Origin of the sequence: Nostoc sp. NMS4 (assembly GCF_017115095.1) — a bacterium.
In the GTDB taxonomy this organism is placed as follows: Bacteria; Cyanobacteriota; Cyanobacteriia; order Cyanobacteriales; family Nostocaceae; genus Nostoc.
Map to the genome: position 1 here is coordinate 44,007 of NZ_JABXKI010000140.1, position 14,443 is coordinate 58,449.

At 40.9% G+C, this 14,443-nt stretch carries 13 protein-coding genes and 2 pseudogenes; 12 read left to right on the forward strand and 3 right to left on the reverse strand.

Features of this window, described 5'->3' with window-relative positions:
* The first annotated feature begins 20 nt into the window (after window positions 1-20).
* From HWQ37_RS11570 to HWQ37_RS11620, 11 genes and pseudogenes are all read left to right on the forward strand, one after another.
* Window positions 21-842 (forward strand): NADPH-dependent oxidoreductase, encoded by an 822-nt coding sequence (locus HWQ37_RS11570; RefSeq protein ID WP_292747188.1) that lies wholly within the window; start codon window positions 21-23, stop codon window positions 840-842.
* 669 nt (window positions 843-1,511) lie between these two features.
* Window positions 1,512-1,739 (forward strand): hypothetical protein, encoded by a 228-nt coding sequence (locus tag HWQ37_RS11575; protein ID WP_292747193.1) that lies wholly within the window; start codon window positions 1,512-1,514, stop codon window positions 1,737-1,739.
* Between the two features lie 294 nt (window positions 1,740-2,033).
* Window positions 2,034-2,534: a phosphate-starvation-inducible PsiE family protein gene (locus tag HWQ37_RS11580; protein WP_292747228.1), complete on the forward strand. Its 501-nt coding sequence runs from the start codon at window positions 2,034-2,036 to the stop codon at window positions 2,532-2,534.
* A gap of 733 nt (window positions 2,535-3,267) precedes the next feature.
* Entirely contained in the window at window positions 3,268-3,759 is a 492-nt protein-coding gene (locus HWQ37_RS11585; protein WP_292747196.1) for a DUF2231 domain-containing protein, read from the forward strand.
* A complete protein-coding gene (locus HWQ37_RS11590) occupies window positions 3,759-4,364 on the forward strand; it encodes a DUF2231 domain-containing protein (RefSeq protein WP_292747199.1) in 606 nt (201 codons plus the stop codon). The genes HWQ37_RS11585 and HWQ37_RS11590 overlap by 1 nt, the downstream gene beginning before the upstream one ends.
* 125 nt (window positions 4,365-4,489) lie before the next feature.
* Complete coding sequence (locus tag HWQ37_RS11595) at window positions 4,490-5,452, forward strand: cytochrome c oxidase subunit II (RefSeq protein WP_292747231.1); 963 nt, start codon at window positions 4,490-4,492, stop codon at window positions 5,450-5,452.
* A 101-nt stretch (window positions 5,453-5,553) separates the two neighbouring features.
* Complete coding sequence (gene ctaD, locus HWQ37_RS11600; protein WP_292747234.1) at window positions 5,554-7,203, forward strand: cytochrome c oxidase subunit I; 1,650 nt, start codon at window positions 5,554-5,556, stop codon at window positions 7,201-7,203.
* A 135-nt stretch (window positions 7,204-7,338) separates the two neighbouring features.
* Window positions 7,339-7,596: pseudogene (locus HWQ37_RS11605) on the forward strand (cytochrome c oxidase subunit 3); the annotation flags it as partial.
* A 427-nt stretch (window positions 7,597-8,023) separates the two neighbouring features.
* Window positions 8,024-8,911 carry an ABC transporter substrate-binding protein gene (locus HWQ37_RS11610; protein ID WP_292747205.1) on the forward strand — a complete coding sequence of 296 codons (888 nt, stop codon included), beginning with the start codon at window positions 8,024-8,026 and terminating at the stop codon, window positions 8,909-8,911.
* Window positions 8,912-8,994: 83 nt separating this feature from the next.
* Window positions 8,995-9,693: an ABC transporter permease gene (locus HWQ37_RS11615; protein ID WP_292747208.1), complete on the forward strand. Its 699-nt coding sequence runs from the start codon at window positions 8,995-8,997 to the stop codon at window positions 9,691-9,693.
* Window positions 9,690-10,769 carry an energy-coupling factor ABC transporter ATP-binding protein gene (locus HWQ37_RS11620; protein ID WP_292747210.1) on the forward strand — a complete coding sequence of 360 codons (1,080 nt, stop codon included), beginning with the start codon at window positions 9,690-9,692 and terminating at the stop codon, window positions 10,767-10,769. Before HWQ37_RS11615 ends, HWQ37_RS11620 begins: the two co-directional genes overlap by 4 nt.
* A gap of 173 nt (window positions 10,770-10,942) precedes the next feature.
* Here the strand turns inward: HWQ37_RS11620 and HWQ37_RS11625 are convergent.
* The 3 genes and pseudogenes from HWQ37_RS11625 to HWQ37_RS11635 all read right to left on the reverse strand — a co-directional run bounded on the left by HWQ37_RS11625 (window position 10,943) and on the right by HWQ37_RS11635 (window position 13,663).
* Window positions 10,943-11,689, reverse strand: a pseudogene (locus HWQ37_RS11625) (MAE_28990/MAE_18760 family HEPN-like nuclease).
* Window positions 11,686-12,804, reverse strand: coding sequence for a DUF262 domain-containing protein (locus tag HWQ37_RS11630; protein ID WP_292747213.1), 1,119 nt, complete (start codon window positions 12,802-12,804; stop codon window positions 11,686-11,688). Before HWQ37_RS11630 ends, HWQ37_RS11625 begins: the two are co-directional and overlap by 4 nt.
* 244 nt (window positions 12,805-13,048) lie before the next feature.
* A complete protein-coding gene (locus tag HWQ37_RS11635; protein ID WP_292747216.1) occupies window positions 13,049-13,663 on the reverse strand; it encodes a TetR/AcrR family transcriptional regulator in 615 nt (204 codons plus the stop codon).
* 332 nt (window positions 13,664-13,995) lie between these two features.
* Between HWQ37_RS11635 and HWQ37_RS11640 the strand changes: the two genes are divergently transcribed.
* Window positions 13,996-14,223, forward strand: coding sequence for a hypothetical protein (locus tag HWQ37_RS11640; protein ID WP_292747219.1), 228 nt, complete (start codon window positions 13,996-13,998; stop codon window positions 14,221-14,223).
* The last annotated feature ends 220 nt before the right edge of the window (window positions 14,224-14,443 follow it).

The window sequence follows — 14,443 nt, forward strand, 5'->3', positions numbered from 1 at the left end:
TTCAGGTTCAAAAGCTGACTATGACTAATCCTACAGAACTACTGCGATCGCGCTACGGTGAAGTTCCCTTCAATTACGAAATTGACTGGAACGCCTCTCTAGAAACGCTAATAGCCCACCGTTCAGTCCGGTCTTATCTATCCGATCCTTTACCACCAGGAACCCTAGAATGGCTAGTTGCAGCTGCTCAATCTGCTCCTAGTTCAGCTAATATGCAAACCTGGAGTGTGGTAGCAGTTGAAGATCAAGAACGCAAAGCAGAATTATGCAGGTTGGCTAATAACCAAGTATGGATTAACCAGGCTCCCGTATTCTTCGTTTGGTTAGCAGATTTAGGTCGTCTGGCTCATGTTGCTGACAGTCGCGGACTAACTCCCGTAGCTCTGGATTACGTAGAACTGTTGGTTAAAGCCATAGTCGATGCTTCAGTCGCAGCGCAAAATGCGATTGTCGCTGCTGAATCTGTTGGTTTAGGAACGGTATATATCGGCGCAATCCGCAAAAGCACTCAAGAGGTAGCCACATTATTGAATTTGCCGCCTTTTGTGTTCCCTGTGTTTGGGTTGTGTGTGGGTTATCCCAATCCTGAAGCGCAACCTGTTGTTAAGCCGCGCTTACCTCAGCCGGCTGTATTCCATCGGGAAACCTATAAATTGGCAGAGCAAGATGATGCGATCGCTCACTACAACGATATCATGAAAGAGTTCTACACTGAACAAAAAATGAATGTCCCTGGTGATTGGTCGCAACATTCAGCCGAGCGAATAGCCACTTTAGACTATTTAAAAGGGTGTAAGGATTTGCGTGAGACTCTGAATAACTTCGGCTTCAAGTTGCTATAAAAGTAGTCAACAGCCAGAAGAGACAGAGAACTCTAAGCATCGATCATACTTAAGTAAAGCTACGTGCAGAGGCGACTAGAGGAGAACTTTTGATGTATGCACCAAAGCTTTTGACGTTTCAAGACTCAAAACCCTACACTCAGTCTCAAAAAATGATTTCGGTGCGTAAGTCTCAGGAATAGATATAGATAGAACTTACGCACCGTGACAAAATTATGTCATTGCGAGTATTGCGATCGCAAAGCAATCTCAAACCTTAGTTCGGAGCATCTCAGTTTTGCAAACACACCCTAAATCGACCCCCCTTAGTCCCCCCGATGGTTTGGGGGGAAACAAGATTTATGCTCCCTCTCCGATACTTTGGAGAGGGTTGGGGTGAGGTTTAAAGAGCTTTCTACACTCATTGAGATGCTCCCCCTTAGTTTTCAGTGCGTAAGTCCTAAAATAGACTCGCTAACTTGTCAGATATAGCAATTCTCCTGCTTGAAACCTTTGTACGAATTTGGGGAATCTGAAGGCATTTAAGTAGTCAACAGGCGAACAATTTAATTGGTATTCCAGCAAGCTTTATCTTTCAAAAAAGGGCTGACCTGTAAGAATCGCTCTTTGACTGAGAATTGCTGACCAAAAATGTAGAATTAACCCGCGAAACCAAAGGAACTTCAAACAATGAATAATCTATCTACCAAAGACCTCAACAGACTACGCTCTCAAAGCAAAATAATTATTAGTCGAGTCGAGATTTTTATCGAAACTTACTTATCAGAAACCTCTCTTGATGAGAATCTGGTTAACGAAACCTTAGAAGAGATCGTCAAAGCTGCGAATAACTTAACAACCGCAGCATCAAAGATGAAAACTGCCGAAACCGCCCAGAAACTCAACGGTGCTAAATAGTTTAATAGGGCTGAGTTGAACCTCATAGCTAAATGGGGATTGAATACAGTTCAAAGTGCTGATTGACATCCTCACCGGACTGAAGCCACGGTGATTCTGGAGTAATAAGTAATAAGTAATAAGTAATAAGTAATAAGTTAATATTCTTACTCATTACTCATTACTTATTACTTATTACTTTAAAGCCGTGCTAGAAGCACGGGGCTTTAAACCCATTTTTTCGGTAATCGATGCTAGATACTCAGCACTATTTCAGTTATGGAAATAAATGAATCTAGACTGTTAGGAAATACGATGCTCAAAGGGCTAACTTTAAACTTAAATGACTGGTTACAAAGAAATACAATTGTACGTAACCTGGAATTTTTCCAAGACTTTATTATAATTTCTCTCTGCCTTGGTTTATTCTGTGTGATGCTCATCCGACTTGGAGATATGTTCTTCTCCTTTTTGAGTCCATTAGATTTACGGCAAGTAACATCTGATATCCTGTTCATTTTGATTTTGGTAGAGTTATTCCGCCTGTTGATTGATCATATACAACAACAACGGACATCCGTGGCAGCAGCAGTAGAGATTACTATGGTTTCTGCTTTAAGAGAAGTAATTTTACGCGGTGTTCTTGAAATTCCCCGTGACCAAATTTTTGGAATTGCAGTATTTTTAGTAGTATTAGCGGGAATTCTTGTGGCTTTACCTTGGGTATCTAACTTTTTTGAAAAGGTCAAAACTCCTCACACTGAAACAAAAGAAAAAACGCAATTATTGGCTGATAATCCTCTGGTTCATGATTAATTGTAATCAGAAATACTGTTTGAAAATTAGTTAGCGATCGCAAGTAATTTTAACAAATGTATGATATTCTTTATATATGGAGAATCAAAAGTACAAAATTCTTCAAAAAAAAATAAACTACACTCCAAAACCACCAATTCTCATTATGAGCTTAGGGCATAATAATGTCCAAAGTCTATTTAGCCACGTGTATTAGATTCCAAGCGATATTGCGGAGATTTAATATCCTTGTGTTTCTATTTCATACATTGTTTGGCTTCACAGATGGAAAGTAAAACAGCACTTTGCAAGTAAATGAAGTACACCCTTCCCTTGCTTGGGGCTACGGTCAATTACCCCCTTATAAAGGCTACGGTGTATACAAAAGTCGAATTACCCCCCTTAATCCCCCCGATGTATTGGGGGGAAACAGCAAATCTAGTTCCCTCCCCTTCATAAGGGGAGGGTTAGGGTGGGGTATCTTTCTACCTCACCAACTCGCAATCTGCTGTAACTCGTTCATCAGCATTTACCAACGAGTTAAACCTTTTTCGATAACTTGCTATTCTATATTCATTCCAGCAAGCTTTTGCCTATCAGAATCAAGCTACTCTGTGAAAGAATTCTCCTCATCAGAATTGCTGTTGTTATTTAGAAGAATTTTAAGTGCAATCTAAGTTGTTGTAGAAATCAAAAAATTGTGAAGTATTGATTGTTAAGCACTAAACACTAACTAACATATCAGTAGAATACCATGCTTGAGAATCTTCTGAATAACCATAATTTACCGTATCCTGATACGATACATCCCATCATTGTCCATTTTGTGATTGCGATGGTGTTGTTTGCCTTCTTGTGTGATGTAGTTGGATACTTTACTAGCAACTACCGTCTTTTCGAGGTGAGTTGGTGGAATATGTTTTTCGCTACAATCTCCATCTTTGTCGCCGTTATTTTTGGTCAATTTGAAGCAGGTTTAGCACAACCTTATAACGCAGCTGAACGAGTACTTAATTTACATACGCTCCTTGGCTGGTCACTTGCAGGAATTCTGGCAGCCATTACAGCTTGGCGTTACGTGATTCATTGCCGCACTCCAGAAAAGATATCAGTTTATTACCTAGCAGCAAGTCTACTTTTGACGGTTTTGGTAGGCGTACAAGTGTATTTTGGAGATGAATTGGTTTGGGTATATGGATTACACACTGTACCAGTTGTTGAAGCTATAAAGGAGGGCTTACTGTAATGAACCCTGAAGTTATTGAGCAATTAAAAACTCAGATGGGAGCAAATGGGTTGCCCTACAGTATACCCATTCATCCAAATTTAGTTCATCTTACTCTAGGTTTGTTCTTCCTTGGCATTACCTTTGATTTGATTGGTGCGTTCTTCCCCCTACAAGAACCAATCTTCAAGTTTTTAGCAGTTCCTGCCAATCGTTCCAGCTTCTTTGATGCTGGCTGGTACAATATGCTAGGTTCGGCACTCATCACAATTTTTACAGTAGCAGCAGGTTTTTACGAAATCATGTTGGCAGAACCACTCACTGGGGTAAAGAGTGCCTGGGGATTGGAAGCAATGGAAACAATGCTTTGGCATGGAGTGGGTGGTGTTTTTCTTCTAGCGCTGATTCTTGGGATGGCGATTTGGAGAGGATTTCAGCGTTATATTTGGCGACAGGATAACAGTCAACAGGTGCAGTGGACTTATTTAGCTTCTGGACTGTTCATCATGTTCATCATGTTCATCCACGGTACGCTAGGGGCGCACTTAGCTGCTGAGTTTGGAGTTCACAATACTGCTGATATATTGTTGCGCTTGGGTAAAGACCCGAACTTACTGCTGAAGTAATCAATGTTAGTCATTTGTCCTACCCTGCGGGAAGCCGCTAAGGCGTCTATGTCATTTGTCCCTTGTAAATAACTAATGACTAATGACTAATGACTAATGAACAATGACCAATGACTTTTATGGCTATGAAAATCCGAAATATTTTGATCTTGAGTGCGATCGCAATACTCTTAACTGCTGTTAGTCTTTTGATAGGGCAGTGGACGTATTCCTGGATGCCTCCTCAAGCCGCAGCAGAATCGCAGCTGGTCGATAAGTTGTTTAGTTTCTTAATCACGCTGGGAGCATTTATCTTCCTTGGAGTCACGGGAACACTGATCTACTCAGCGATTTTCCATCGAGCAGAGCAATATGATACCAGCGATGGCCCTCCAATTGAAGGAAATATCACACTAGAAATTGTCTGGACTGCAATTCCTGTATTGCTAGTGTTTTGGATTGCCACTTACAGCTACCAAATCTACGAGCAAATGGGGATTCAAGGCCCAATGGAAGCTATGCATCTGCATATTCCAATAGGGGTGAAATCGGCATCTGCTGCACCAATTAACGGAGATGCAGGGATAGTTTCCGCCTCCCCGACTTCCTCAACTGCATCAACTGATGCTACATCAAATGTAATCCCATTTGAAGACATTGAAGTTAATGCCAAACAGTGGGCTTGGGTTTTCCGCTATCCAAAAACAGGAATTACCAGCACCGAACTACATTTACCCGTTAATCATCGCATCCGTCTAGCAATGCAATCTGAGGATGTTCTCCACGGCTTTTATATTCCGGCTTTCCGAGTCAAGCAAGACATTATTCCCAACCGCAACATTGACTTTGAATTCACCCCCATCCGCATTGGCAAATATGAATTGACCGATTCCGAATTTAGTGGTACTTACTTTGCAACCATGCGGGCAAATGTTGTTGTCGAGTCCCCTGAAGATTACAAGAAGTGGCTGCACCAAGCGGCAAATCGTAAACCATGTACTGCAAATAATCAAGCAGCTTCCGAATATGCCCAAGAATCAAAAGAATTAATCAAAGGCTGGGTTACGGTAGCACCCGCACAAGCCCCTGTAGTTAATTACAGCAATTAGTCATTGGTCATTGGTCATTAGTCATTAGTTTTGGACAAGTGACAAGTGACAAATGACAAATGACAAAGGACAAATGACAAATGACAAAGGACAAAGGACAAATGACAAATATTTCCGTTGAAGACATTACAGGTGACGCACCTCAACAGGAACCTAGAACAGACTGGAAGCAATACTTTAGCTTTAGCACAGACCACAAAGTTATCGGTATTCAGTATATTGTTACCGCTTTCATTCTCTTTTTAGTTGGTGGTATATTTGCAATGATCATTCGTGGGGAATTGATTACCCCAGAATCAGACCTAGTTGACCGTAGTGTTTATAATGCAATGTTCACCATGCACGGCACTGTGATGCTATTTGGATGGACATTCCCCATACTCACAGGTTTTGCTAACTATCTTGTACCTCTGATGATTGGGGCGCGAGATATGGCGTTTCCCAGACTCAATGCTGTCGCTTTCTGGATGATACCGATCGCTGCTATCCTACTGATGGCCAGTTTCTTTGTACCTGGCGGTCCAGCCCAAGCAGGTTGGTGGTCATACCCTCCCGTCAGCTTGCAAAACCCTACAGGAAACTTAATCAATGGTCAAGTAATCTGGCTTCTAGCAGTGGCAATATCAGGTGTTTCCTCAATCATGGGGGCGATTAACTTTGTCACCACGGTTGTCAAGATGCGCGCACCTGGGATGACATTCTTCCGTATGCCCATCTTTGTTTGGAACGTATTCAGCGCCCAGATTATCCAACTGTTTGGACTACCTGTCTTAACAGCAGGTGCAGTTATGCTTTTACTCGACTTAACAGTTGGAACTAGCTTTTTTGACCCCGCCAAGGGAGGCGACCCAGTTCTATTTCAGCACTTTTTCTGGTTCTACTCACACCCTGCTGTTTATGTAATCATTCTGCCAGTCTTTGGAGTCTTTTCAGAGATATTCCCTGTTTTTGCTCGCAAACCTCTGTTTGGCTATAAGATTGTCGCTATTTCATCACTTTTGATTGCTGGAGTTAGCGGTATAGTCTGGGTACACCATTTATACGTCAGTGGTACTCCAGGCTGGATGCGGCTGTTTTTCATGCTCACAACCATGTTCGTTTCTGTCCCCACTGGCATTAAGGTGTTTGCCTGGACTGCAACGATTTGGGGTGGCAAGCTACGATTTGATACACCAATGTTGTTTGCGTTTGGTGCATTAATATTGTTTGTCTTTGCAGGTATCACTGGCATCACCCTTTCCTCTGTTCCTATTGATGTCCATGTCAACAACACTTACTATGTGGTGGGTCACTTCCACTATGTTCTGTATGGTACAGTCACGATGGGGATGTTTGCTGCTATTTACTTCTGGTTCCCCAAGATGACTGGACGTATGTATTACGAAGGCTTGGGCAAGTTGCACTTCTGGCTGGCGTTCATTGGCACTAACCTCAACTTCTTTCCAATGCACCCACTAGGATTACAGGGAATGTTGCGTCGAGTTTCTTCTTATGCCCCAGAGTATGAATTTTGGAATATTATCGCCAGTATCGGAGGATTTCTGCTAGGTGTGTCTACCTTACCCTTTATTCTGAATATGATTGGTTCTTGGATACATGGCGAACAAGCATCGAAGAATCCTTGGCGAGCAATTGGACTGGAGTGGCTAGTTTCTTCACCACCTCCTGTCGAGAACTTTGAGAAAATTCCAGTTGTTCTAGGTGAACCCTACGGCTACGGTAAATCTGAACCATTGGTAGCCGAGCATTAGCTGAATGAAAGAATTAACCTCACGCAGAGACGCAGAGAGCTTGGGGTGAGGTATTACGCGATCGCAAACTACTACTTTACTCTCTTTTCTTTCTCTGTGCCTCTGCGTGAGATAAATATATAGGAGTTTCAAGCAATGGACAGTTCCATCATTTCAGAAGAATCAGATCATCCCTCACACGAGCATACCCATGATGAAGAAGGCAGCAAGATGTTCGGCTTCATTGTCTTCTTGCTGTCAGAGACTTTCATTTTTCTCGGTTTTTTTACAGCATATATTGTCTATAAAACAGCAAATCCTGACTGGCTACCGGCTGGTGTTTCTGGACTGGAAGTCAGAGATCCGGCAATTAATACGGTAATTCTTGTTTCTAGTAGCTGCTCAATGCTTTTTTGTCCTCCTCAAAAATGGAGATATACTACTTCTAGAAATGGCTAGACAGAACCAAGTAAGTAAAAACTTCCTTTACCGCTTACTGATGCCAGGAGAATAGCCTCCTTTAATATCTAGGGCTGCCTGGATGCCGACCGTTGCTATTCTTAAATCCATCGTGGACACACGAACCTGTTGCGATCGCAGTCTTTGATCAACTGCGATCGCTCCAGCATTAAATGATAAAACAGGAGCCGCTACGAAAAGAAGGAAGAATTTCTAACAGCAGAGCATATCCACGAATTATGTCAGCATCTTGTCATCATACCAATTGTCTGGAAAACAACATAAATGGTTGATTTCCTACTCAATCTTGCTTATACTTCCCAATGTAAGGTTTACTTGCCATAGTAAAAAATATTGGCATATAAATTGGTAGGAGAGTGCAATGATCAATCATCGGGCTGTGCGCGATGGGTGTTTGGTAAGTTTCCTGGCGATTCTTTGCATCGGCTTTGCTAATAATCTAGTCAAGCAAGAGCCAACTCTTGGACAGTCCCCAGCGAAGAAAGATGTGATCGTGGCGATGACAACCAGCATTGAGGACAGTGGATTACTAGATGATTTAGTTCCGGCGATTGAAAAGAAAACAGGATATAAGCTGAAAAAGGTTTCAGTCGGCACCGGACAGGCTTTGGCTCTGGCTGAAAAAGGTGAAGTTGATGCCCTATTCGTCAATTCACCTAAAGCCGAACGCAAAGTTTTGGCAGGTGGTGCGGTGATTAATCGCCACTTGGTAATGCACAATGACTTTGTGATTGTCGGCCCAGATGCGGACAAGGCAAAGATCCGAGGTAAAAAGAGTGCTGTGGAAGCATTCTCCTTGATTGCCAAAAACCAAGCATTGTTTATATCACGAGCTGATGACTCAGGTACAAACAAACTAGAAAAAGATTTTTGGCAAGAGGCAAATATCAAACCTGCTGGTGCTTGGTATAAGGAAACAGGTTTAGGAATGGGGGAAGCTTTACAAATTGCTAATCAAAAACTGGGATATACCTTAACAGATCGAGCAACCTATATATTTCAGAAGAAAAACCTCCCATCTTTGCAGATACTGGTGCAAGGAGATAAGAAGCTGTTAAATCTTTACCATGTCATGGAAGTAAATTCTCAGAAATTCCCCAGGGTGAATAGTGCAGGAGCTAAAGCGTTTATTAATTTTGTCTTATCTCCTGAAGGACAGACAATAATTGCAGCCCACGGGAAAAAAGAGTTCAAACAACCGCTATTTTATGTTGATGCCGGTAAAACAGAGAAAGATTACGGCTTTTAGAAAAACTTGAGCATCAGATCATTAAGGGTTGCTTTACTGCATATTTGAGTATTCTTTCCCAATTTTTTAAGAAATTTGTATTTGTGAATACAATCATCGAAGGAGCTTTCAAAGCTTTTGAGCTATTAACCAGTGGCGATCGCGACGTTATCCAAGTCATGACGATGACATTGTTCGTATCTGGGACAGCTACAGCTATTAGCGTTTTACTCGGACTACCATTCGGACTGTGGCTAGCATTAGCGGATTTTGTCGGTAAGCAGACTCTAACTAGTTTAATTAACTTCGGTATGGGATTGCCACCTGTCGTAGTCGGTTTATTCGTCAGTCTGTTTTTGTGGCGATCTGGCCCATTGGGAAATCTGGATTTGATGTACACTCCCACAGCAATGATCGTAGCCGAAGCCATCATTGCTTTTCCAATTGTAGCTGGCTTTAGTTTTGCGGCAATTATCAGTATTAATCCGAAACTACGCTGGCGACTGTTATCAATGGGGGCGACACAGTGGCAAGTCAACTGGTTGCTAATTAAGGAAGCACGGTTAGGGTTAATGGCTGCAATTATGGCTGGTTTTGGTCGCGTCATCTCGGAAGTTGGTGCATCCATGATGGTGGGCGGCAATATCAAGGGACAGACTAGAGTCCTGACTACAGCGATCGTCTTGGAAGTCGGGAAAGGAAATTACGATGTGGCGATCGCGATCGCATACATTCTCCTGATCATCACATACACCGTGATTGTGTTGCTGACTATCCTACAGCATGACAAGAAAATCCTATGAGTATTAACGAGTATGTCCTGAATATGCGACAGGTTAGCGTTGATAGCAAAACCCGTAAAAATATCCTGTCAATTGAAAATTTTACAGTCCGTCCTGGAGAACTGGTTGCTGTACTTGGCCCCAATGGCGCTGGTAAAAGCACTTTGTTAAGAACAATCAATCTCTTGCAACCTTATCGTGGTGAGATGCAATTATTTGGAGAGGATATCCGCAATACCAATAAAACATTGTTGCGTCGTCGTTCGGCTTTGGTATTTCAGGAAACCTTACTACTGGATGACACTGTTTTTAATAATGTTGCCAAGGTATTAAAGTTTCGCGGCACACCAACACACAAGATTAAGCAAAGGGTATATACTGCACTTACAACTTTTGGCTGTGAACACCTGGCAAATCAGTCAGCTCGTTCTCTGTCGGGTGGTGAAGCGAAACGGGTTTGTATTGCCTGTGGTTTAGTTGCTGATTCCGAATTGCTGCTTTTGGATGAGCCTTCTGCCTCTTTAGATGTGGGAATACGTCCCCAGATGATTGAGAAAATTAGACAATGGGCGCAAGCGAGGGGATCGGCAGTTATATTAGTCAGTCATAATTTTACAGATATACTGCATTTTGCCGATCGCGCGATCGCTTTATTTGACGGTTGTATTGTCCAGGATGATAACTTGGAAACCATCATCCGCCGACCAGCTAACGAGCAGCTTGCCAGACTGGTAGGGATAGATAATATTATTCCGTGCCATGTAGAACGGAGTAGCCGTGGAAATTTTATCAAACTTGCAAACGGGATAGAGTTTTTATATCCTGGGGAAATCACAAAACCAATTACTACATGTTGTTTATCTGGCGATACTTTCAATCTTTACGATGCAAGTTCTTCCGTACACAAACTGTGTTCGGTAATTATTGAAGGACTAGTAGAACGGGTTTTAAATGGTATTGGTATTTGTAGTATTTGGGTTAAGGTGGGAGAACAGACTTTAATTGCCAGAGTGCCTCGTAATCATATATTAGGCAATGTATATCCCCATGAAATAATTAAACTAGCATTCAATCCTAAAGATGCACATTTTGTTTAGAAAAAATCGCGTTACTCACTGCCGCAGATAACCTTAGAATGTGTCAGGACGAAAGCTTTTAATGGATCAGTAGCGCAGTAAACTCAGTCTCATCCAACTTCACCAAGAACTAAGCAGCATAACCTTGAAGTTAGCCCTCTCGCTACCCAACATTTTCTACAGCGTCCAATCTTCTATAATTTATACTTTTTATTGTCAATATAGTCATCAATATTTTGCAGCATATGAGTTAAATACTTAACCACATTTTCTTTGTCGTCAATCAAGTATCTAAAGATTTTCTCATTCCCATCAGCAGTACTGATTGACTTATTCCAAATAATTTCATTTGATGCATCACAAAATGAAACATTTCCATGAGCTAGATCGCATCGTATTTTAACTACGAAGTTAAGGATGTCATCTATCTCTTTAGCAGGAACTCCTAGATTTCCGTAAAAACCATACATACCTATAAGTTCCTTGATAGTTTTAGCGTCTAGGTTGCCGGATATTGGAATATTAGTTGGATCTAATGTAACTATCTCATCGTCCAGAACCGATCTAATTGTATCTTGAAGATTATTTGCTATAGTTTCCTTCTTAATATAAGAATCTCTAAAACTTTTACTCAGATCATTTAATGCCCATATATTCTTCATTTTTGAACTTAAATCTCTGTAGGTCAACTGATCAATCATAATTGCATCATGAATTGCAGTTATCCCATTCCTAATAGAAGATTAAATTAAGTTGTATAAGAGTAAATAGCAATGAGATTTCAGGATTTTTTGAAGATCACTATCAACCGTGTATTCGCCTGAAGGGAAAACTATTGAATTCGTAGAAAAAGCCCCAAGCTGTTCAATTTTGTCTACCAACTCAAAATATTTGTCAATCTCGGCTACTCGCTTATCAAAGTCCCTTATGAACTCTTTCATAAACTGTGGCTAAGAAGGTTCTCCTTAACATAGTCAATTCTCTGCCGCATATTTTCAGGCTTATGGGTTTGATAGCGACCAATGGGAATACGGAAAGAATATGCCTGAGTATTCTTCTCCCCAGTTTGCCACAAGCCTCTAATGACTAAATCAGGTTTTTGTTGTAGAGCTAGGTAAGAACCAACTGAGATAGCCTCAAAGTAAGGGCGCGGAGTTGAATCCGAATCATGATATTTTTTAAAACCACTTGGGAATGTCTTTTCCACAAAAACCAACATTTGCTCAAAATTACGCAGTTTTTGGCTTTTTTCTTCATTTGTAAAGTTGCTGTTCTTCCAAATAACATATTCGTCAAGAAATCTAGCCACTCCTCTTCGCTCAAGATCAGGATGATTTTTTACCTCAGAGAGGCGAAACTCTGGATAAGTTTCCGAAAACGCAAAAAACCTTAGAACAAGTTCAGCTTCTTCATTCCTGTGTTGGAAGTATCTATAAATTGGACAGAGATTAATAAAGGTTTGATTCTTTGAACATTCAAAAACAAAATCAATAAAATCACCTCTATATACGCCTTTCCTAGTTTCCATAGGAGTTAGGTCAAGGCTACTAGTATTGATTCGGTCAAACATATCATTTCTCACTCTTTCATTAGCTTTGTCTGAAAGAACGATCATTCTGATAGGAGTATTCTTAAACTTTCTCTGGCGTGATGGTGCAAGCTCTTTAAAGCAAAAACCATTCAAGGAGTCTAATGTTCTCAAGTTAGTTAATCGCAACTGATTTGTTATAAAAGCTGCAAGAGTTCTAACTCTCTGTGAGCCATCAACGATTTCTAGCCTTCCAGATTCTTTAATTTCAGCGACGAAGAGTAGAGGGATAGGCAAACCGAGAATAATAGATTCAATTAATCTAGATTGACGAGTAATGTCCCACACAAACTCCCTTTGATACTCAGGTACATAAATTTCGCTGAGATCGTCATCATCCTCTTCTAAGTATTTATTGACTATGATCTCTATTGTGAATTCTCTAGTGTCATAGTCAATTTCTTGCCTTCTATCCTCAATTTGCTGTTCTGCTGTCCTAACGCTGTCTTGCTGAACTGCCTTAACCATAAGACCTCGCACTTCACTCAAACAGTCCTTGTCAAGATTATAGCAAGATATAGCTTTTGGCATAGTTATACAGAATTTCTACATCTAATACCCTATTTAAAGTATTACCATGCCAATGAAACACAGTGAAAGTTACAGGTCATGAAGCAAAAACAGGATGTTGTAAGTAATAAATTGTCATCCCTGACTGCTCCGAACTTAGTTGCAGTGTGATTTGTTACATTAAATCATATAATAGACTTTTTTACTCAGCACTTAGCACTGTTTCAGTAACGCCGGATTTTGATGCAGTCTGGATTAGCGTTGCCGCGACTTTTTTCGCCTGTGAAGCAGTTGACCAACTTCCTTCCATCATCGCAACCACGATCGCACCTTGCACCAACAGAAGCAGTTGCCTAGCTAACTGTTCCGGTGATGAAACTTCTGCGGCTTGAGCTAGTCCTTTGATGTAGTGGTAAATCGATTGTTGATGCTCTAATGCCACTCTATGTCCAGGGTGGTCAGCATTGGCTAGTTCCACTGAAGCATTAATGAATGCACAACCTCGAAAATCTGGTCCCTCAAACCATTCCCGCAGGGCATCAAATATTGCCAATAGTTGTTGGGATGGGTTAGAAGCTCGTTGCTCAATGGTGGTTTTGAGCCATTCACACCATTGTTCATCCTGTTGTCGCAGCCACGCTTCAATCAATGCATCTTTTGACTTGAAATGATTGTAGAGTGACATTTTAGCAACGCCAGATTCCGCAACAATTCTGTCAATACCGACATTGCGAATTCCCTCTCGATAAAACAAGCCTGATGCTGTATTTAGGATGCGATCGCGAACAGATTTACGGGTTGTTTTCGGTTTAGTCATTTTAAACACCAGGTTATTTAATTAATCTGGAAGTTCAATTAAGTTTGTTTTACCCAATTGGTTAAATAGCAAATAATATTATTTATCGATTGCTTATTCTATTTTTTCATTCGCCAAAGCTTCGATTATTTCTGAGGATTTAAGAAAACACTATCTGTAATAAGTAATAAGTAATAAGTAAATAATAAAAGGTTTATCCCAAAAATGATTGATGAACTGCAAGCAGACCAAAGTCCCCCCGAACTTCAGAACTGCTACCGATCAAGTACTTCCACAATCCTCCAGAGACTTGTGGAGCAAGACCATCAGTTCATCAAACAATTGGTTAACTTATGGGATTTGGCTTCATCACTACAGCGCAAATGCTTGGAGATCCTTTGTGCGTGAAGTGGTTTAGATTCCCTATAAATCAAGAATATCATACATCTGGCCAATTTACTTGCGCTGCCCAATTAATTTACAAACAGTATTCGTGGTTACAATTAGTCATCACGGCAGTTCCTCCTGGGGGAAACCCCCAAGACCGGACTGCCTCATCTAGAGAGCGTCAAAGCCGATAATTGCGTTATTCTGTTGTTGAAAGTTGAGAAATCATCGTCGATTTATCTTTGGTGAGATATCTATATTGAGGACAGAAATTAAATCATTTGTCTCTTCACTTCCAGTTAGAATAGTCTGTCTATTCTCTTGACTCAAAGTCTTTTATATAGAATGATTGGGATGAATTTAAATCTAGACAGAACTGTATATTCTAAACTGACTTTATGACTATTTTGCAAT

Coding starts and splice junctions, on each gene's coding strand:
- HWQ37_RS11570 (WP_292747188.1), top strand. CDS start 21: ATGACTAATCCTACAGAACTACTGCGATCGCGCTACGGTGAAGTTCCC.
- HWQ37_RS11575 (WP_292747193.1), top strand. CDS start 1,512: ATGAATAATCTATCTACCAAAGACCTCAACAGACTACGCTCTCAAAGC.
- HWQ37_RS11580 (WP_292747228.1), top strand. CDS start 2,034: ATGCTCAAAGGGCTAACTTTAAACTTAAATGACTGGTTACAAAGAAAT.
- HWQ37_RS11585 (WP_292747196.1), top strand. CDS start 3,268: ATGCTTGAGAATCTTCTGAATAACCATAATTTACCGTATCCTGATACG.
- HWQ37_RS11590 (WP_292747199.1), top strand. CDS start 3,759: ATGAACCCTGAAGTTATTGAGCAATTAAAAACTCAGATGGGAGCAAAT.
- HWQ37_RS11595 (WP_292747231.1), top strand. CDS start 4,490: ATGAAAATCCGAAATATTTTGATCTTGAGTGCGATCGCAATACTCTTA.
- ctaD (WP_292747234.1), top strand. CDS start 5,554: ATGACAAATATTTCCGTTGAAGACATTACAGGTGACGCACCTCAACAG.
- HWQ37_RS11610 (WP_292747205.1), top strand. CDS start 8,024: ATGATCAATCATCGGGCTGTGCGCGATGGGTGTTTGGTAAGTTTCCTG.
- HWQ37_RS11620 (WP_292747210.1), top strand. CDS start 9,690: ATGAGTATTAACGAGTATGTCCTGAATATGCGACAGGTTAGCGTTGAT.
- HWQ37_RS11630 (WP_292747213.1), bottom strand. CDS start 12,804: ATGGTTAAGGCAGTTCAGCAAGACAGCGTTAGGACAGCAGAACAGCAA.
- HWQ37_RS11635 (WP_292747216.1), bottom strand. CDS start 13,663: ATGACTAAACCGAAAACAACCCGTAAATCTGTTCGCGATCGCATCCTA.
- HWQ37_RS11640 (WP_292747219.1), top strand. CDS start 13,996: ATGGGATTTGGCTTCATCACTACAGCGCAAATGCTTGGAGATCCTTTG.